General features: G+C 37.2%; 14 protein-coding genes and 1 pseudogene. 5 read left to right on the forward strand and 10 right to left on the reverse strand.

Translation table 11 applies throughout. The features are described from left to right. Nucleotides 1-54: 54 nt before the first annotated feature. Together BLW74_RS20400 and BLW74_RS20405 are read right to left on the reverse strand one after the other, a co-directional pair. Entirely contained in the window at nt 55-498 is a 444-nt protein-coding gene (locus BLW74_RS20400; RefSeq protein ID WP_139265772.1) for an SRPBCC family protein, read from the reverse strand. Nucleotides 499-598: 100 nt separating this feature from the next. After that, complete coding sequence (locus tag BLW74_RS20405) at nt 599-1,393, reverse strand: AraC family transcriptional regulator (protein ID WP_089696107.1); 795 nt, start codon at nt 1,391-1,393, stop codon at nt 599-601. A 75-nt stretch (nt 1,394-1,468) separates the two neighbouring features. Between BLW74_RS20405 and BLW74_RS20410 the strand changes: the two genes are divergently transcribed. After that, entirely contained in the window at nt 1,469-2,614 is a 1,146-nt protein-coding gene (locus BLW74_RS20410; RefSeq protein WP_089696113.1) for an MFS transporter, read from the forward strand. A gap of 88 nt (nt 2,615-2,702) precedes the next feature. Here the strand turns inward: BLW74_RS20410 and BLW74_RS20415 are convergent, their stop codons facing one another. The 4 genes from BLW74_RS20415 to rpsA form a co-directional block, all read right to left on the reverse strand. Then, nucleotides 2,703-3,695 carry an alpha/beta fold hydrolase gene (locus BLW74_RS20415; RefSeq protein ID WP_089696116.1) on the reverse strand — a complete coding sequence of 331 codons (993 nt, stop codon included), beginning with the start codon at nt 3,693-3,695 and terminating at the stop codon, nt 2,703-2,705. 88 nt (nt 3,696-3,783) lie between these two features. Continuing rightward, the gene (locus tag BLW74_RS20420; protein WP_089696118.1) at nt 3,784-4,761 is read right to left on the reverse strand and encodes an EamA family transporter; all 978 of its coding nucleotides are present in this window, start codon (nt 4,759-4,761) and stop codon (nt 3,784-3,786) included. Between the two features lie 123 nt (nt 4,762-4,884). Then, on the reverse strand, nt 4,885-7,515 hold the full coding sequence (locus tag BLW74_RS20425; protein WP_228424985.1) for a T9SS-dependent M36 family metallopeptidase: 2,631 nt from the start codon (nt 7,513-7,515) through the stop codon (nt 4,885-4,887). 360 nt (nt 7,516-7,875) lie between these two features. Next, nucleotides 7,876-9,666, reverse strand: a complete 1,791-nt coding sequence (rpsA, locus tag BLW74_RS20430; protein ID WP_089696123.1) for a 30S ribosomal protein S1 — start codon at nt 9,664-9,666, stop codon at nt 7,876-7,878. A gap of 476 nt (nt 9,667-10,142) precedes the next feature. On the opposite strand from rpsA, the gene BLW74_RS20435 reads away from it, so the two are divergent. After that, nucleotides 10,143-11,450 carry a DEAD/DEAH box helicase gene (locus BLW74_RS20435; RefSeq protein WP_089696126.1) on the forward strand — a complete coding sequence of 436 codons (1,308 nt, stop codon included), beginning with the start codon at nt 10,143-10,145 and terminating at the stop codon, nt 11,448-11,450. Between the two features lie 88 nt (nt 11,451-11,538). Here the strand turns inward: BLW74_RS20435 and BLW74_RS20440 are convergent, their stop codons facing one another. Beyond that, the gene (locus BLW74_RS20440; RefSeq protein ID WP_089696129.1) at nt 11,539-12,432 is read right to left on the reverse strand and encodes an SMP-30/gluconolactonase/LRE family protein; all 894 of its coding nucleotides are present in this window, start codon (nt 12,430-12,432) and stop codon (nt 11,539-11,541) included. A 254-nt stretch (nt 12,433-12,686) separates the two neighbouring features. Between BLW74_RS20440 and ccoG the strand changes: the two genes are divergently transcribed. After that, the gene (ccoG, locus tag BLW74_RS20445) at nt 12,687-14,129 is read left to right on the forward strand and encodes a cytochrome c oxidase accessory protein CcoG (protein WP_089696131.1); all 1,443 of its coding nucleotides are present in this window, start codon (nt 12,687-12,689) and stop codon (nt 14,127-14,129) included. Between the two features lie 167 nt (nt 14,130-14,296). Here ccoG and BLW74_RS20450 read toward each other — a convergent pair whose 3' ends face one another. Both BLW74_RS20450 and BLW74_RS20455 read right to left on the reverse strand, forming a co-directional pair. Continuing rightward, nucleotides 14,297-15,181 carry an AraC family transcriptional regulator gene (locus tag BLW74_RS20450; protein ID WP_228424987.1) on the reverse strand — a complete coding sequence of 295 codons (885 nt, stop codon included), beginning with the start codon at nt 15,179-15,181 and terminating at the stop codon, nt 14,297-14,299. An 89-nt stretch (nt 15,182-15,270) separates the two neighbouring features. Then, entirely contained in the window at nt 15,271-17,952 is a 2,682-nt protein-coding gene (locus BLW74_RS20455; protein WP_089696134.1) for a reprolysin-like metallopeptidase, read from the reverse strand. A 183-nt stretch (nt 17,953-18,135) separates the two neighbouring features. Here BLW74_RS20455 and BLW74_RS20460 point away from each other — a divergent pair, with 183 nt between their 5' ends. Together BLW74_RS20460 and BLW74_RS20465 are read left to right on the forward strand one after the other, a co-directional pair. Then, nucleotides 18,136-18,480: a MerR family transcriptional regulator gene (locus tag BLW74_RS20460; protein ID WP_089696136.1), complete on the forward strand. Its 345-nt coding sequence runs from the start codon at nt 18,136-18,138 to the stop codon at nt 18,478-18,480. A gap of 224 nt (nt 18,481-18,704) precedes the next feature. Next, a pseudogene (locus tag BLW74_RS20465) lies at nt 18,705-19,107 on the forward strand (helix-turn-helix domain-containing protein). Between the two features lie 95 nt (nt 19,108-19,202). On the opposite strand, the gene BLW74_RS20470 reads toward BLW74_RS20465, so the two are convergent. Continuing rightward, nucleotides 19,203-19,730 (reverse strand): hypothetical protein, encoded by a 528-nt coding sequence (locus BLW74_RS20470; protein ID WP_089696139.1) that lies wholly within the window; start codon nt 19,728-19,730, stop codon nt 19,203-19,205. Between the last annotated feature and the right edge of the window lie 10 nt (nt 19,731-19,740).

The following is a 19,740-nucleotide window of genomic DNA, read 5'->3' on the forward strand; positions in this document are numbered from 1 at the left end:
ACAAAAAGAGGCTGTTTACTTATAAACAGCCTCTTTTTGTATGTATCACTATTTTTACTTTCTGTAGGGAGTTCCGTTTCCGGTTTCCAGAAAGAGTTTCAGACTTCCGATAAACTGATCCCAGCCACCGGAACAAATGGCATAACATTCCACAGCCGGATTTAATCCTAAATGCGTAAGCTGAAGCAAACTGCTGTTTTCCTTTTGTTCCATTTCCCAGACTATACTCGTTCCAATCCATTCTGTCTGATTCTTCAATTCAGGAAGGGCAATTAAAGAATCTTCAACACACCAGATAATTTTTGAATTATGTATTGATTCTTTTATTCGTATGGTTTTATAAATAAGGTCTCCAAATCTTACAGTAAATACATCTCCTTGCTTTGCCGATGTTCCGGTAAAACATTCAGACCACCAAAGGGGAATCTGATGAGTAAGAGCCTCATAAGCTTTCTCTGCTGGTGCTTTAAGTTCAATTGTAGTGGTATAATTGTCCATATCTTTTATTTTCACAGCGTTATATGATTAACACATATAATGTTACGCAAATTACTTTTCAATAAACTTTGCATAGGACAAGAAATATTTTATAAGCTTTTTATCTTGATAACTCCTGATTTTTCATAAGATACTGCAAAGGCGTGGAACCTGTATGTTTTTTGAAAAACTCAATAAACGCACTGTCTGAAGAGAAATCCAGAATATGAGATACCTCTCCTATGGAATTTCCTTCCACTAAAAGCTCTATTGAACGCTGCAGCCTCCATTGCTGTCTCCAGTCCTGATAAGATAATCCCGTTTCTTTTTTAAAAATACGACTGATTGTTTTCTCTACCGATTCTGTCTTTTCTGCGAGCTCTTTCAGCATTGGCGGTGTAGAATGCCTCAGAGTCCAGGATTCTGCAATCTTCTTAAAACGGCTATCCTGAGGCATTTTGAGCTCAAGCTTTTCTTCCCGAGCTTTTTGCACTTCATCCCAGAAAACCTTCAAAAGATGAGCCTGATCCTCTTTAAGAGCCGACCATTCCCAAAAGCAAATCCTTTCAATAATTTCCTTCAATAAAGGGTTTACATGTAAAACTTTGAGGCCGGTATTGGTATATTTTGCAGCGTACCTTTCATCAAAATAGATGGATCTGTAAGCGACAATATTGCGAAAATTAACACGATGCACTTCATTGGAAGGAATCCAAAGCATGCGGAAAGGAGGCAGAATCAATTGCCTATCTGAAGTAGTCACCGTCATACAACCTGAGGGCGCATACAACAGCTGAGCTTTCGTTGTATGAAAATGAAAACCAGAGTCATGCAGTACCATATCTGAAGCTATTCCTACTACTTTCTCCTGTATAGAATCGGCATCAAATTCCTCATTCTGTTTCAATACTGCCATGTCTTATTTTTGATATTTTTTGTTTTTATATCATTATAAATATACATTGTTTTTTTAGAAACTTTGCAGAAAAAAATGAAAAAGACAAATCCTATATGGCTGTTGACCTTGCTGGTAATGCTTCCGCAGTTTGTAGAAACCATTTACAGTCCGGTCTTACCCATGGTACAGGAAAAATTTGGTGTGAAAGAAGAATCGGTTACATTGACCATCAGTTTATACTTTATAGCGTTTGCTTTGGGAGTGGCATTTTGGGGTATTCAATGTGACAGAATAGGAAGAAAAAAATCACTGGAATATGGTCTTATCACTTATGGAATAGGAGCATTGGCAGCAATTTTCGCTCCCGATTTTATTGTTTTTCTCGCCGCCAGAATAATTTCCGCTTTTGGAATTTCTGTAGGTTCTATTGTAACCCAAACCATTTTAAGAGACAGCTTTGATAAAGATAATCTCAGTAAAGTATTTTCCTGGGTTGGAATCGGTCTTTCTATAAGCCCTATAGTAGGCATGATCACAGGTTCAGTAGTGGTGTTTGCTGCCGGACATCAGGGAGTATTCCTCACCTTATCTGTACTGGCTATCCTTTTCTTTATTCTTTCGAGACAAAAAATTGCTGAAACCCATCATTCAGTAAAGGAAATCAATATCGGCACTTTAGCAGGTCTCTTCAAGCGGATGATTCAGGATCGGGGTATCATCAAATGCTGTTTACTAATCATGAGTTTTAATGTTCTCTTGTTTTCGTATTATTCGCTGGCACCGTTTATTTTTAAAGAACATCATTATCCTGCGTACGCGTTTGGATACAGCAGTATTGTACTGGCAGGTGGGATATTTGCAGGCGCGAAACTTAACAGGTATATGCTCTTTAGGAATGTACAGCCTGAATTCTTAGTTAAGATAAGTATAATTACAGCATTTGCAGCGTCTGTTTTCGTATGGATTCTTGGAAATAAAGGAATTTACTTTTTACTTCCCTATTTTTTTATTGTGATGGCATTCAGTACGGCTATTCCAAATATTTTGAGTACAGCACTCATCAATTACAAAAATGAAACAGGAAGTGCCGGCGCTCTCTTAGGACTGATCTATTATATATTGATAGGCTCAGGATTGATAAGCATTGGTCTTATACAGCACCTGGGAATTTCTTGTATCCTGTTTTCCGGCATTGGTGTTTTCACAATACTATTTTTGGAAAATAAAAAGAAACATTGAGTTTAATGAAAGTGATAAGAACCGATTTATTGATTGTAATCATCTACAAAACTTAATGTTTCAAAATGCTTTATGGTTAGCAATGGGTTTATTGAATAAAATTATAGAGTGCTTCAATGAATTTCGGGTAAACTTCGATATGTGGAAGGTGCCCCACGTTTTCAATCTCTACTAATTTTGACCCGGCAATTTCCCGCTGGGTTTTCTTTCCTAATTCCTGATACTGCCCCATTTTCGGCTGAAGTTCTTTAGGCGCCCTGTCCTTTCCTATGGCTGTTCTGTCTCTTGTACCAATGATAAGCAATGTGGGAACTCTGATGTTTTTAAATTCATAGCAAACGGGCTGGTTATAAATCATATCTGAAGTAAGTGCTGCATCCCAGGCAACTTGTGGGTAATCTTTATGAAGTGTCCACCCTGCTATCAGATCAAGCCAGGGCTGATATTCTTCTTTCCATTTATTATCATAATAGAACTTCAGCTGATAGTTTTTATAGGTTTCAGCTGTATTTTTAAGTTCGGACTGATAGGCCTGATCAATCGTCTGATAGGCTGCAAAAGTCTTATAATCTTCCAGTCCTATCGGATTTTCAAGAATCAGTTTCTGCACTTTCTCAGGATATAATAACGTAAACCTGGTGGCTACCATTCCGCCCATTGAATGGCCCAGCACGATTGCTTGATCAATTTTTAGCTCATCCAGAATTTCTTTCGTATTTTCTGCCAGCTGCGAAAAAGAAAACTGGTATGCATGGGGTTTTGAAGATTTCCCAAATCCTATCTGATCCGGAATTAGAACTCTGAATCCTTTGGCAGAAAGATCTTTAGCCGTTCTCTCCCAATAAGCACCATTAAAATTTTTACCATGCAGCAGCATGATTGTTTTTCCATTCGATTTTTTTGGGTGTACGTCCATATAGGCCATTTTTAAATCTTGACCCTGGGACTTCATCTGGAGAAAATGAACTTCGTAAGGATATTGATAATCAGACAGCATCGCGTCCAGAGGTCTTACCTGTGAAAACATAAAGCCGGAGACCGATACTGTAAAAGCGATCATTATATTTCTGAAATGTTTCATGAAACTCTTATTTAAAGATTAAAATTAAAAAAAACCGCTCCAAAAGGAACGGCTTCAACTGTTATTTTTCGTTAATTTTTTTAAATCTTTAAGCCATTGACACTTCTTTTTCTTTCTTTGAAGGTAAATTCATCAGAACAATAGCAAAAAGAATAAGGACGATACCGACCCACTGAATAAGAAATACTTTCTCGCCCAGTAAAACAAAAGCCATCGTTACAGAAACCGGAAGCTCCAGTGAAGAAACGATACTTCCCAGCCCCAATCCTGCATTCGGAAATCCTACGTTAAATAAAATAGGGGGTATAATTGTTCCAAACAGCGCTAATACAAATCCGTACGTCAGGAATATTGAATAGTTAAATGAATGGATATGTTCTGTATTGTCTGTGAAATGTAAGTACAATGATTTTAAACCATCAAAATACATCGGCCCTATCTGAGCAAAGAATAAAAATGCAAAAACAACTACAGAACCGCCAGCAAGCATAATAATACTCTTTCTGAAAACCGGTAGATGAGTGGCCAGTGTATTAGAGGTAAACATCGTCAGAGTATATGAAGCTGCCGCCATCAGTCCCCAGAATACGCCATGCCAATCCAGTTCTATTTCCATATTAATAAGATTCGTTGCCAGAATGGTTCCCAGCAATACGATAATTACAGAAATTACTTTTCTGGCATTGGGCAGTTTTTTTGTAATGATACTTTCCACCACCACGCTGAACCATACCGACTGCATCAGTAATACAATAGCAATGGAAACATTGATATATTGTACCGCTATATAATAGAATAAACTTGTTCCTCCCAATGAAGTTCCTGCAAGCAGCAGCATTCTTACTTCTTTAGAGCTCGGCAGCGATAATTTCTTTTTTGAGGTTAGGGTTTGAATAAAGTTAAGGATCAATAGTCCTACTAAACCTAATACGAATTGAGAGGTAGTTACTTCAGAGGTGGTAAAACCATCGTGGTAAGCCATTTTTACAAATGTGGCCAACATACCGTATATACTAGCTCCAATCCCTACAAATAAAACACCTTTTAGTATATTTTTCTTCTTCATAATTTTTTTAACAGCCTGCAAAGGTACGATATATAAATTAAATGATTTGGGAGCTTATAGAGTAATAGATAAATAAAATCGCCACAAGCAAGCTTGTGGCGATTTTAAATTGATGATTAAAAATTATTTTTTAACCATTACTTTTGACGAAGCTTCAAAACCAAGTCCTTTGATTTTAACCATATAAGTTCCGTTTACCAAATTGCTTGTAGAGATGGCTTTCTTGGCGTCCGGTGAAATTTTATCTTCAGAAGAAACCAGTTTTCCAGACATATCATACATTTCAACACTTACTTTTCCTAAAGTATTGCTTGGGAATTTAATATAGAACTCATCTTTAGCCGGATTTGGATAGATAGAGATATTTTTGTTTTTATCTGCATTTACTTCACTGGTAGCTAATAATGCACACTCTTCCGGTACATTAAGATCCTGAATCTGGTCGTTAATGTTATTTTTAACTCCGGCTGAAGCATTCACCCCTAACCCTCTTCTTGCAAAAACGCCCCAGATCATACATTTATCCTGTCCTTGTGTAGTTGCCAGTTCTGCGGCCAATATTGCATTTCTTCCGTCAATAAAGCTAGGGTTACATCCCTGAAGCTTCAGCGCATCTGTTACCAATTGCAATACTTTTGTGCTTCCATTAGGAGTTGCAGACAATACATCTGAAGAGTATCCATATTTTTCAACATACTTCCAGTGAAGATCCCATAACATGGTAGCCCATACAAAACCAATAGAATGTACATCCGGAACTATTGCCGTTCCGTTGTTGTATTCCATTCCGTTGGTACTTCCGTAAGTATATCCGTTAACTGAAAGGTTTGTGGAATATTTTGCCGGTCTGATACCACCTCCTGTAATTGCCTGACCTAATGCATAAGTACCTGTACCTCTTGCTACGGTCGCATTATCTCCGGCTTTATTGGTCAGCATTAAGGCAAAGAAATCAGACCATCCTTCTCCCATTTGCTCTTTACTTACATTGGAATTCAGACATGCAGATCCTGTACCTGTCATTCTGTTGGATATCCCGTGGCCGTATTCATGGATTACAATACCATTATCAAAGCTTCCGTCCGGCGTCATATTTCCTTTCAGGGTAATATTTACATTGGTATTTGCTGCAAGCTGAGATTTTATGTATTCTCCTTCAGAATTAATAATAAGCACTGAAGGAATAGTAATAGTAGGATCATTACCCGCCATATTACCTAGTGTAGCACCATTCGCTGTATTGTTATAAACAATAGCAGCCTTGGCACCTGCGTCCTGAAGATTTTTTACTTTAACAGTGAAAGCACATGTTCCCCTTTCAACCAAACCAATTTTTTCTGTCAATGAACCTGCAGGCAACGCAGTACATCCATCTAAAACCGGAGATAATGCTACATCACCTGTTATTCCGTTCATGGGTACCGGCATACCAAACTGAGCTGTTCCAGCTCCCGGTGTACGTGACACAGCGGCACTTGGTGCATTGTAATATAAGATTCTACCGATAGATGACCATAGATACATCTGCATTCTGGGAGTATAACCATCTGCTGGTGAAGAAAAATTGGCATTATTTAATCCGCTCCCATCCTGTGCCTCTGCATATACAGAATCATCATCTCCTCCTACAGGACCCATTCCAAAATTATTCTGCTGAAAGTTCTTCGCAGATTCTGTAAATCCGAACTGATAAAAAACATCATGAATTTTATTATTCAGATAAAATAAATTGGTGATGGCCGCATTTCTGTTGTTTACAGGCGCTTCGTTGATATCAAAAGGGAAATTAAAGTTTCTGGTAGCACCTCCTTCTGCCGGAGTTCCGGTAAGATAATTGGGAGCCGTTAAGGCTGTTCCTGCAACATCCTCGTAAGCAAAAACGTTATTTCCTCTTGTAACTGTATAATGGTTTACTCCGTCAGAATGCCATCCTTCAGGAGATGCATTCAGAAGCCACGGGTTGGTAAGAATAGATCTCGAACCAAAAGTAGGTGCTTCAATAGGCAAAGGAAAGACATTATACGTTGCATTGTCCGGCACAAGAAAAGGGATATTATTTTGTACTGTGCTGTTCTGAGGCCCGGTTAATCTATTCTCAAAATGATCAGCATGGCTATAATCAGTATCTGAACTGTAAGCATCATGATGGAAATTACAAGATACTGTCAGATTATTTTTTACCAGGATATTCCCGTTGCCGGCATCTACTAAAATATTCCAGTAGTTTGGAGATTTTGGCTCCATTAAGGTATATTCATACGCCAGGCGAAGGTTTCCGCTGTCGTCGTTTGTATACACTAATCTCTGGTGGGCAGATGTAGATTTTTTCTGAGTTTTTTCAAGATATTCCAGAATTGTAAAATTGGCAATATCAGGATTTTTAAGATCTTCAGCAATTTTTTGAAGTGCTGTACCTTTATCAATAACAGCGGTACCCGATGTAGATGCCGTATAGTCTTTTACAAAATTATCTGTGTAGTAAACAACTTTATTTTCCTTAATCAAAGCTGTTCCTACAGAACTGTATATCGGGAGTCCATGATAGGTCTGTAAAAATTTGACAACATTCCCATTCATTGATTTTGAAGGATCAACATTATCAATAATAATATTATTAAGATCAGACTTTTTATATTCTCTTATTTTATTTTGAGAAATATAATCTTTAATCAGTTTTTCATTATCTTGTCCCAACAATATTGTAGGAAATGCAGAAAACACTGCAAATAGAAGAGGTAGAGCTTTGTTTTTCATATCCATTATTAAAGCCGCTAATCTACAAATAATTCACAAATTATAGTTGTTTTTTTTAATCAAAATTTAAAAATATTTCAATACAAATACACTAAAAAAAAATAAAATATATTTTGAATATTTCTCAAAAGCAGAGCATCTCCATTGATTTTATCCCTAAAACATTGGATTTATTATACTTTTATTTCTTTCGATGCAATATTTCGTTGCGTGTAATCATCAATCAATCAATCAATCAATCAATATTCTTTGCATTATTTTTCTCTTTTTGAAAATCTTTTTTTTCTTGGCAGTAATATCATAATTATCAAAAAAAAGCCGCTCAAATGAGCGGCTCCTTATGTATGAATGGTTCAAAGATTATTTACCTTCTTCCATTTTTCTTTTCAACTCTGCTAATGCATCGATGTCTCCAAGTGTAGATCTTTCTTCGTTGTTAGAAGAAGAAGTTACGTTTCTAGAAGAAGATTCTTTTACGTTTTTCTTTTCTTCGTCTCTGAAGATACCTGTGTGAGATACTACTACTCTCTTGAATTCTTTGTTGAATTCGATTACTTTGAACTGAGCATCTTCACCTTTTTTGATTTTAGATCCATCTTCTTTCTCTAATAATCTTGAAGGGCAGAATGCTTCTACTTCAGCATCTTCGAATTGAACAGAAGCTCCTTTATCGTGAACTTCTACAGCTTTACCAGCGTGGATAGTTCCTTCAGCATATTTAGTTTCGAATTTATCCCATGGGTTTTCAGTCAATTGCTTGTGACCTAGAGATAGTCTTCTAGCCTGAATATCTAATTCAAGAACTACAACGTCTAATTTATCACCTACTGCGCAGAACTCAGACGGGTGCTTGATTTTCTTAGTCCAAGAAAGATCAGAAATGTAGATTAATCCGTCGATACCTTCTTCTAACTCTACGAATACACCGAAGTTAGTGAAGTTTCTTACAGTTCCTACATGCTGAGATCCTACAGGATACTTAGCTTCAATGTTTTCCCATGGATCTTTAGACAATTGCTTGATACCAAGAGAAATTTTTCTTTCTTCTCTATCTAAAGTTAATACTTCAGCTTCTACTTCATCACCTACTTTTACGAAATCTCCGGCAGATCTTAAGTGAGTAGACCAAGACATTTCAGAAACGTGGATTAATCCTTCTACACCTGGAGCAATTTCTACGAATGCACCATAGTCAGCAAGAACTACTACTTTTCCTTTTACTTTGTCTCCCACTTTCAGGTCAGCAGAAAGAGCATCCCAAGGATGAGCTTCTAATTGCTTCATACCTAGTTGGATTCTTGTTTTCTCATCATCGAAATCAAGGATTACCACTTTTACAGTCTGTCCGTCCTCAAGGATTTCAGATGGGTGGTTCACTCTAGACCAAGAAAGGTCTGTAATGTGGATCAATCCATCTACTCCTCCTAAGTCAATGAATACACCGTAAGAAGTAATGTTCTTAACAGTTCCTTCAAGAACCTGACCTTTTTCAAGCTGAGCGATGATTTCTTTTTTCTGACCTTCGATATCTGCTTCGATCAATGCTTTGTGAGATACCACTACGTTTTTGAACTCAGGGTTGATTTTCACAACTTTGAACTCCATAGTTTTTCCTACGAACTGATCGTAATCTTTAATTGGCTTAACGTCAATTTGAGAACCAGGTAAGAATGCTTCGATTCCGTGAACGTCTACGATCATACCACCTTTAGTTCTGGATTTAACAAAACCGTTAACGATTTCTCCAGTTTCGTGAAGTTCGTTTACTTTATCCCAAGCTTTAAGCGTTCTTGCTTTTCTGTGAGATAACTGTAATTGTCCAGTTTTGTCTTCTCTCTTGTCAACCATTACTTCTACCTCATCACCTACTTTTAGGCCTTGGTTGTAACGGAATTCGTTTAGAGAGATAACACCTTCTGATTTGAAGTTGATGTCTACGATAGCTTCTTTATCAGTTAATCTTACAACTTTACCAATTAGAACGTCGTTATCGTCTAAGTTGTTTAATGATCCGTTGTAGATTTCTTCTAAATCGCTTTTTTCTTTTCTCGCATCTGCATCAAGACCTGATTCGAATGAATCCCAATCAAATTGTTCTGGTGCTACGTTTTGGTTTAATAAAACCTCTGCTGAATTTGTCTCTTTTGACATTTTCTAATAAAATTTGTATTCCTTCTTTTTTAACGGTTTGAATAAATGCAGATTAAAAAATACGGAAGTAATTAATTGTAAGTAATTTACCCTTCAAACCTTCTAGCCACAAAAGTGGGTGCAAAGATAAGAATTTTATTTAAGATAAACAATAGATTTCCCTATACTAATATTTAACTTATATGTTTAAAAATCAATACCTTGATTAAAAGAATGCTTCGACTGTACTCAGGATGACCTATCTAATACTAACAGTTTTTAAATTAATTTAGAATAAGGTAATAATCCTCTGTCATGCTGAGCGCAGTCGAATCTTCTATAATAAGTACAAGACAATATGATATTCTTCATTTCGCTACGCTTCATTCAGAATGACAGTAACACACAATTAAAGAAGCGCAACACTTCCCTATCTTTGCAAACTCTTAAACTCCTGTACTCTCACCAACACCACCTAAATTCATTACCTTTGCACTATGGAATTACAACCGATCTATCAAAAACTGCAGATTCAGGATATGAATCAGATGCAGAAATCTGCTTATAAAGCGTCTGAAAACAATACAGACATTGTTTTGCTCTCTCCTACAGGATCTGGAAAGACACTTGCTTTTTTATTTCCTGTATTGAGAAACCTGAAAAAAAATATTCAGGGAGTTCAGGCATTAATATTAGTTCCTGCCAGAGAACTGGCTTTACAGATTGAGCAGGTTTTTAAAGCGATGGGATCAGATTTCAAAGTATCTGTCTGCTATGGCGGACATGATAAAAAAATTGAGGTTAATAATTTAATTGAAGCTCCCGCCGTACTCATCGGAACTCCGGGAAGAGTTACCTACCATTTAAGAAATAATAATTTTGATCCTAAAACCATTAAAACCCTGGTTCTTGATGAATTCGACAAAGCTTTGGAACTGGGTTTTCATGATGATATGGAATTTATTTCCCATTCTTTAAAAGGACTTTCTCAAAGAATTTTAACCTCTGCCACGGCTATGGACGAAATTCCTGCTTTTACCGGTTTAAAAGATGAAAAAGTCATCAGTTTCCTTAAAGAAAATGATGTAAAACCAGATCTTCAGCTGAGAAAAGTGATGACTATTCCAGAGGAAAAGCTGGACACACTTTTCAATCTGGTGTGTAAAATCGGGAATAAGAGAACATTAATCTTCTGCAACCACCGTGAAGCTGTAGACCGTATCTCTGAACTTCTTCATCAGATGGGAATCGACAGGGAAACCTTCCATGGCGGTATGGAGCAGGACGAAAGAGAACGCGCACTGCTAAAATTCAGAAATGATTCTGCAAGAATTCTCATTACCACCGATCTGGCCGCCCGCGGACTGGATATTCCTGAGGTGGAATCTATTGTTCATTATCAGCTTCCCCCCAAAGAAGATGCTTTCATCCACAGAAACGGACGTACCGCAAGAATGAACGCCAAAGGCTTTGTCTACCTGATCATGACAGAGGAAGAAAATTTCCCGTTCATTAAAAACAATACACCGGAAGAAAGTGTTGCCGGATTTACGAAAGTTCCGCAGAAAACACCTTTCCAGACTGTTTATATCAGCGCAGGAAAAAAAGACAAAGTAAATAAAGTGGATATTGTAGGGTATCTGTTAAAGAAAGGAGAACTGCAAAAAGAAGATGTAGGAATTATAGAAGTAAAAGATACCACGTCCTATGTTGCCATTTCCAGAAATAAAGTAAACGCACTTTTAAAAAAGCTCCAGAACGAAAAACTGAAAGGAAAGAAAGTGAAAATGGAGGTTGCTTACTAAAGCCCTAATTCCATTGATGTTACCATAATAGGTCATTGCGAGAATTGTAGACTGCTTTGTTGCTTCACTTCCCGCAATGACATTTCTTTTATTTAATTCCTCTTACTCTTGTAGGGAAAGTATATACAGATTTTGAGGCCGTGATAAAAAGTATATTATTGTTTTTTCCGCCAAAAGCAACATTGGATGTCCATTTTTCCGGGATAGGAATATGATAGATCTTTTTTCCCAAACGGTTAAAAACATGCACTCCATCTCCGGTCAGATACAGATTCCCGTGTTTATCCAGTTCCATTCCGTCTGAACCCATTTCGCAGAATAACTTTTTCTCAGACAGCTTCCCATCGCCCAGTATATCATAGACGTAGGTTTTTCCTGCATCAATATCAGAAATATATAATTTCTTTAATTTTTCGCTTCCTACAATTCCGTTAGGCTGAGTAAAAGTATCGAGCTTGGTTACTTTTCCGGTTTTATCCCTGTAATAAAGGCTTTTATGCTGAATTTCCTGTTTAAACCCGATCCAGTAATCTCTTTCATACAGAGGATCTGTAAAGTACATTCCTCCGTTTTCATCATTCCAGACATCATTAGGGCCATTCAGTCTTTTTCCTTCAAAGTCTTTAAGCAGCACTTCCACTTTTTTATCTTTGGAAATTTTCCATATTTCCCCCTGATCATCGGAGCAGGTAATTAAATACCCGTCTTTATCGAAATGTGTTCCGTTTGCCCTTCCGGTTTTATCTAAAAACTCTATAACCTTATTGCTTTTCCAGTCCCAGTAATAGATTTTATCGTTGGGCTGATCTGTAAAATAAACATTTCCTTCCTGATCTGCAGATGGTCCTTCTGTGAAACTGAACTTGTCGGAAACCATTTCCGGCTGTACTCCTTCATAAAACATTTTACTATAATTTACTGATTGACAGTTTACCAATGCGAAAACCAAACCAATCATGCTTATTTTAAAGATATTCTTCATGCTACATTTTTAAAGCTGCAATTTACAATATGACACACAGGTTTCAAAATATTTTCTCTTTTTGATACAATAAAAATCATTAATGTAAAATGTCCTAATTATCCTATTTTTTAAGTAGATCATATTAGTAGTGCAAGGATATAATCCGGAGCTTTGCAGTAAAAGGATCAATCACTTTTTTAATGCAGAATATTATTAAAAGAGAAATGAATCCGGATGAAAATTGTACCAAAATATTTTTATAGCACATCACAATGAGCGCAGAGTCTAACCATATCAAGTCCTTGGAAATAGAAAATGAAGATTTCAGAAATTCGGTCGGAACCATGGATGAAACCGGAAAAAGAAAATGGATTTTTCCCAGAAAGCCCAAAGGAAAATATACCCGCTACAGAAATTATACAAGCTATCTTCTTCTTGCTATATTTTTCGGATTGCCCTTCGTAAAAATTAACAATAATCCTTTTCTTCTCATTAATGTTATCGACAGAAAATTTTTTATTATTGGACAGCCGTTTTACCTGCAGGATTTTTTTATCCTTGCCTTGGGTGCAGTTACATCCGTGATCTTCGTCATGCTGTTTACCGTAGTTTTCGGAAGAATTTTCTGTGGATGGCTGTGCCCTCAGACCCTTTTTATGGAAATGGTTTTCCGCAAAATTGAATATTGGATTGAAGGTGACCGAAATAAACAGATGAAGCTTGACAGACAGGAATGGGATAGCGAAAAAATCCGGAAAAGACTTACGAAATGGTCTGTTTTTCTCCTCATTTCATTACTCATTACTCACTTCATGTTTATGTATATTGTGGGGTATGAAGAAGTTTTCCGTATTATGAATGAAGGCCCCGCCGGAAACTCCATGAAATTTACAGCCATGGTATTTTTCACCATGACATTTTATTTTGTTTTTGCATGGCTTCGGGAGCAGGTATGTACATTGGTGTGCCCGTACGGCAGGCTTCAGGGAGTGTTGATTGACAAACAGACAATTAATGTTTACTACGATTTTAAAAGAGGCGAAGGCCGCGCAAAATGGAGAAACAATGAAGACAGAAAAGCTGCCGGAAAAGGAGATTGTATAGACTGTAACCAGTGTGTGGCAGTATGTCCCACAGGCATTGATATCAGAAACGGCCAGCAATTGGAGTGTGTAAACTGCACGGCATGCATTGATGCCTGCGATGAAGTGATGGAAAAAGTAGGCTTGCCTAAAGGACTCGTACGCTATGCTACAGAAGCCGAAATTGAAAATCAGGATAAGTTCCGGTTTACTCCAAGAATGAAAGCTACAACCGTTATTCTTGCGCTTCTTATGGGTTTCCTCGGATTCTTAATGTATGACAGGGGTTCTATGGAAGCGAAATTCATCAAACCGGCAGGTTCTACATTTTTTGTTAAAGACGGTAAGATCACCAATACTTTTATTTATACTCTTCTGAATAAATCGAATGAGAAAAAAACGCTGACTATTAAAGTAATCACTCCAAACAATGCTGAAATCACTTATTTTGGTTCCGAAAAAATCATATTAAAAGGAGACCAGATTCTGAAAGGAAACATTAATATTTCCTTCCCTGAGGAAGAGATTAAATTCTCAAAACAAAATATGGTGATTGGAGTTTTTGATGAAAAAGGAAAGCTGGTAGACTCTTTTGAAACTACTTTTGAAGGACCTTTTAAGTTAGCTTTGTAGGTAATAGGTTGCTGGATTAGGGATTTGAGATTAAGAAAATACTCTGAAAATATTGAAATAGCGTACTTGTGATCCAGTAAGTAACACCATCAACAAAATCAACTAATAACCACGAACAAAAAAAACAACCAGCAACTTTAAACTCAAAACCTTACACTTTAAACTCATCAAGCCTTATATTTCCTCATAAACTGAGTAGGGGTCATTCCGGAGCTTTTCCGGAATACTCTTACAAAGTAAGAATACTCTTCATATCCTAAACGAAAAGCAATTTCCACGAGGCTTTCATCCAGGTACATCAGCATTCTTTTGGCCTCCAGCACTACTCTTTCTGTAATAACATCTGTTGCTGTTTTCTGAACTACCGTTTGTACAATCCTGTTTAAATGTTTAGATGAAATTCCCATTAAGGAAGAATAATAAGCTATTGATTTATGTTTTTCAAAATGCTGTTCAATCAAATTTTCGAAATCCTGATAGTGTTTAAAATAAGACAGCCCAGCAGTGGCATCCATGGTATCAAAGTCCTTTGAAAACAATCTTGTGGCATTAATAAAAATCTGGGACATGAGCGATAGAATAAAACCTTCTCTCATGATGTTTTTCGCCTGATGTTCTTTTCCCAGTTCCTGAAATAAAGATACATTTTTCTTCAGTTCCAAGGCATCCAGCTGAAGCTTTCTTGGAAAAGATACGGATCCGAAAAAGGGAAAATTTCTCAGCTTCTGATTTACATAATGCATCTCATAAAACTCCTGAGAACAAAAGAAAATATAGCCTTCGATGTCTTCGGAAAGTTCCCAGCTGTGAATCTGCCCGGGTGACAAAAAGAAAAAACTTCCTTCAGAAACATCATATCTTTGAAAATCAATTTCATGCACTCCTGTTCCCCGGGTAAAAAGAACTGCCGCATAAAAATCATGCCGGTGAGGCTTTTCAATATGCCGGTGTCCCAGTACCAAATGATTTTTCATTGTATTAAAATAAAAATCTGATGTATGGGTACCTGCCTGGAAAAGATTAATATGAAGAACTGAGATCGGATTCATCATCTATATATTGTATCTAAAGATTTTACAAATTTAGACAAAAAAAGGACCGGTATATACCGATCCTCTTTTATCTGTATCTTGAATGTCTTTTATTTGATGATAAGTTTACTGTTGTAAATCCCTTTTGAAGAATTGATGCTGATCACATATACACCTTTAGGAACATTTACATTAAATTCTTTGGTATTGTTTCCTTCACTCTTATACGCTGAAGAATAGATTAGTCTTCCGCTGGAATCAAACATTGTTACTTTCAGTTCTCCTTTTATATTCTGCGATTTAATAAAGAAATTACCGTCACTGGGATTAGGATAAATCTTAATATCATCCGCCAGCGGAGAATTGGATTCTTCAATTCCTAATGACTGTGTCTGACGGGTACATACCTGAAGCGTCCATCCATTGATGGTTCCTGTATCTCCTGTATAATTATCTGAAGCAAACAACTTCCATTGTCCCTGCGCAGGATGTCCCACGAAAATACCCAATGATTCATTGGATTTTACTTCTCCCTGAATAGGAGTGGCACAGGCAACGGCACTACCGGTATCACTGAACGTAGCGGTTATATTATCCTGAGAACCGCACTGTCTGTGCCAGATAAGAGCAGAAGTCCCCAGAGGCCCTTCTATTCCTAATGACACATCACTCACATAAGTATGGGTAACGGAAGGAGTTACTTTAATTTTTGTAATAATTCCAGGATTATTAACGGTCATAGGCGCGGAAACCATCGGTGATGCAATAGCAGCATTTCCTCCGGGACCATCTGTAATAGCAACAGCAGGACCTCCGTAAGTATACGTTGTACAGGTTTCTCCTTGTACAGAATAATCGATCACAAAGCTGGGGCTTACCGCATAATAGATATTTCCTACAGCTTCCACCAAAATATAGGCATTTGCAGAGGTAGATCCTGCCGGAATGGTAATCTGCTCGCTTCCATCGTTAGGAGTATTGGCTGCAATAGTGGTAAATGTCAGCCCGCCATCTGTAGACAATTTAATATTTACATTGGCAGTGCTTACAGGAGCCTGCGTGGTATTGGCTACATCCCAGGTAACATTTACTGTTGATCCTGAGCTGGCAGACTGTCCAAAAGCAGGTGCAGTCACTTTAAATGGTCCCGAAGCATTGTTTACGGTTACCATCATAGCATCATTACTGGTTTGAGGTGCGGCAATACTGTTATTTCTTACCGTTACAGCAAAATTAAGGTTTCTACCTACTCCTGAAACAGTTTCCCATTTTGTAGTAAGCACACCGGCCAGTACTTTATTGAAATCAGGGAAGTATCTTACCGGGGTCGTTACCGGGCTTATTGATCTGAATGTAGGGCCGGTAGGTTTGTTCAGATAAGGAATAGAATTATTTCCTGTCTGAGACGAGCCGGAATCCATCTGTTCCCACGTATAGGTATAAGTTGCTGTATTGGCATCCGTAGAAGTTCCTTTCAACACAAATGCTGTAGATTTTGGAATTACATAATCTGCACCGGCATTGATGGATGGTGCCGGATCTGCAAAAGGTGTGTTCGCTCCGCATGCTACGCTGTTTATATTAGTTTTAATTTCCTGTACACTGAATCCATGGAAATAATCATTGGAATTAAACTGTACATCATAATCACTTGTAATCCCTGTGTACGCCATAATAGTAGAACCACTCCCCGGCTCCACCAGCGATGCCAGATTCCCAGATGCCGTACTGTAGCTGAAGGTATGGTTAGCTCCCAGCTGATGTCCCATTTCGTGCGCTACATAATCTATGTCAAAATTGTCTCCTTCAGGATAATTGCTGGCTGTCCATCCCATTGCTTTGGTAGCATCATTGCAGATATCGCCGGGTGCATATCCGTTTCCGTCCTCACGGTCAAAAATATGTCCCATATCATAATTGGCGGCACCAATAAGATTGGTAATGGTTGTCTGCCCTGCCTGATTCTGCTCGTCTGATGCTGTGTAAGGATAACCAGGTGAAGTTGTATTTACAAAAATAACAGCGTCATTATTGGCGACCAGATTAAAATGAAGGGAAAGATCTTTTTCAAAAACACCATTCAGACGTGTAAGTGTGGTGTTCATTGCTGCCAGAACAACAGCTTTCTTTTGTGCTTCTGTTGCTCCTGAAGGTGTTCCTGCTGCTGTAAGATGGTATTGTGCATATTCAGCCGTACAGGTCAGAGCAAGCCTGAAGACGTTAAATCCTGCTGTTTTTTTATTGGCAGCATTGATTTTTTTTTCAGAATTTTTCTTTTCCGGTTTATTGGGAGTAAGACATTCAAAAGGTTCTTTGTCCTGCCCTCTTCTTGCATTAGAATCAAAAACAGCATATACGGAACGGTCTTCAGTATAGGGTTCAATAAATTCTGAAATTCCGGATCTTGTAGTCATGGACGAAAAACCCACAGGTGAAAGACTAAATCTTACAATCACAGATGGATCTTCCACACCTGTACCCACATAGGATCTGATTTCCGGGAATTTTGCCTGCAGCTCAGGCGCCATATTGGAATATTCCCAGACCTGAAATTTTTCAAGCTTCCCGCCCGCGGAGGGAAGGGAAATAATTACTCCTTTGTCACCTGAAAAACGTACCGGCGCATTTTTCAGTGTATGCTTAAGCTGATCTGCATTTAATGCATACAGACCGGAAAATTCTAATTTCTCTTGTGATTTTTTAACTTTCTGAGATCTGACCTCAGTTCTCGTCCACTGTGAAAACCCCATAAAAGGGATTATCAGTAAGAAAATAAGGAAATAATGTTTCATATCATTGTATTTAGGATTTAAGTTTGTCTAAGATATTAAAAAATCAGATTTACAGTATACTTTTTCACTTATTTATGAATAAAACCTTTTTATCTCCTGAAATGAACTCCTACAGCACTTTTTGCAATATATTTTGCATGAAACTTTAAAAAATTTTTATCTTTGAGCTTTAGGATCTGTAAAATGAAAATAAATTTACCTGATAAACTGTATTATTCTATAGGAGAAGTAGCCAAGGCATTCGATGTAAATACTTCATTAATACGTTACTGGGAACAGGAATTCCCTATTATCAAACCTAAAAAAAACAGAAAAGGAAACCGATATTTCACTCCTGAAGACATCAAAAACCTTCAGATGATCTACCACCTGGTAAAGGAAAAAGGATACACACTGGACGGTGCCCGTATCGCTTTGACTACCAACAGTAAGATTTCCGAAACTATTACCCTCATCGACCGCCTGGAATTTGTAAAAGCTGAACTCATCAAGCTGAAAGAATCTTTAGGAGAAAGAGATAGTGAATAATTTCTTTGAAAATACTAAAAACCTCCGCTGCAATGAATTGCAGCGGAGGTTTTGTTTAAAGTCTATCAGAAAATGACCGTCAGGCAATTGATGAAGTGGGTGGAGACAATTTATAAAATAGTTCCCGATACTTTAATAAGTAGAACAGGGATGTTTTACCAGACATTTTTTAACCTTTACTTTGCAGAATGTATTATCTTTGAGTCTTCACAAATTGATTAAGAATGGACCACAAAATACATCAGGGAAGAAATGTAAAACGTTTTAGAGAAATGCTGGGCATCAAGCAGGAGGCATTGGCGCTGGATCTGGGCGAAGACTGGAACCAGAAAGATTTCTTTACTTGAACAAAAAGAAACCATTGAAAACCCACTGCTGGAAAAAATATCCGAAGTACTGAAAATTCCGGTGGAAGCTTTTCAAAATTTTGATGAGGAACAGGCTGTGAATATTATAGCAAATACTTTTCAAGATGATGCCGTTGCCTATGCTGAGCAATATAAATGTACTATCAATCCAATGGACAAAATTATCCAGCTTCACGAAGAAAAAATTGCGTTGTATGAGCGCATGCTGAAAGAAAAGGATGAAATGATGAGCAGACTGGAAAAATTGCTTGAGAAGTAAGAGATAAAAGATAAAAACCACTGCTGGAGCAGTGGTTTTGTTTTATTTTGTTTGTGGACACGAGCGAGACGATCGCGCCAGCAGGGCTTTTCGTTTTAGTTATGAACAGTTTCTAAATTATATATATCTCCACCATCTTTTGTACACTGTACAAATATTTGTTTAGGAATACTGTCTTTCAAACTGATTTTGGTAGTTTGGTTACAAAACTCATTTTTATAACTAAATATTAAATTTTGCCCTTCAATTTTTAAAGGCACTCCCCAGTAGTCTCCTAAAAAATAAGCACCAATAAATTTATTTTTAGTATTATATATATACACGCTACCATTACCTCTTTTTGATTCCTCAGACAAACCAAATAAGTTTTGAGAATTAACAATTTTAAGTGTATCGTTTTTAGAAGTAATAATATTTCCTAAATATTTCAAATGTATTTGATCAAGCTTTTTTCCAATTAGGCTAAACTGATATTCTTGTCCAATTTTATTTTCACTTAAAATAAGTTTTCTACACTTTTCGTAGAAATCATCATCTTTATCTAAATTTTCTTTTTTAGAAGGAGAGCCACAACAAATTAATAAAAATAGTGAGAGAAAAAGATATTTTTTATTTTGTTTCATAAATATATAA

This window comes from Chryseobacterium culicis (assembly GCF_900108365.1).
GTDB lineage: Bacteria > Bacteroidota > Bacteroidia > Flavobacteriales > Weeksellaceae > Chryseobacterium > Chryseobacterium culicis.

Bases quoted from the DNA above. Each gene is read 5' to 3' on its own strand.
- BLW74_RS20440 (WP_089696129.1), bottom strand. From the start codon at position 12,432: ATGAAGAATATCTTTAAAATAAGCATGATTGGTTTGGTTTTCGCATTG.
- BLW74_RS20450 (WP_228424987.1), bottom strand. From the start codon at position 15,181: ATGATGAATCCGATCTCAGTTCTTCATATTAATCTTTTCCAGGCAGGT.
- BLW74_RS20435 (WP_089696126.1), top strand. From the start codon at position 10,143: ATGGAATTACAACCGATCTATCAAAAACTGCAGATTCAGGATATGAAT.
- BLW74_RS20415 (WP_089696116.1), bottom strand. From the start codon at position 3,695: ATGAAACATTTCAGAAATATAATGATCGCTTTTACAGTATCGGTCTCC.
- BLW74_RS20410 (WP_089696113.1), top strand. From the start codon at position 1,469: ATGAAAAAGACAAATCCTATATGGCTGTTGACCTTGCTGGTAATGCTT.
- BLW74_RS20455 (WP_089696134.1), bottom strand. From the start codon at position 17,952: ATGAAACATTATTTCCTTATTTTCTTACTGATAATCCCTTTTATGGGG.
- rpsA (WP_089696123.1), bottom strand. From the start codon at position 9,666: ATGTCAAAAGAGACAAATTCAGCAGAGGTTTTATTAAACCAAAACGTA.
- ccoG (WP_089696131.1), top strand. From the start codon at position 12,687: ATGAGCGCAGAGTCTAACCATATCAAGTCCTTGGAAATAGAAAATGAA.
- BLW74_RS20405 (WP_089696107.1), bottom strand. From the start codon at position 1,393: ATGGCAGTATTGAAACAGAATGAGGAATTTGATGCCGATTCTATACAG.
- BLW74_RS20470 (WP_089696139.1), bottom strand. From the start codon at position 19,730: ATGAAACAAAATAAAAAATATCTTTTTCTCTCACTATTTTTATTAATT.
- BLW74_RS20400 (WP_139265772.1), bottom strand. From the start codon at position 498: ATGGACAATTATACCACTACAATTGAACTTAAAGCACCAGCAGAGAAA.
- BLW74_RS20460 (WP_089696136.1), top strand. From the start codon at position 18,136: ATGAAAATAAATTTACCTGATAAACTGTATTATTCTATAGGAGAAGTA.
- BLW74_RS20420 (WP_089696118.1), bottom strand. From the start codon at position 4,761: ATGAAGAAGAAAAATATACTAAAAGGTGTTTTATTTGTAGGGATTGGA.
- BLW74_RS20425 (WP_228424985.1), bottom strand. From the start codon at position 7,515: ATGAAAAACAAAGCTCTACCTCTTCTATTTGCAGTGTTTTCTGCATTT.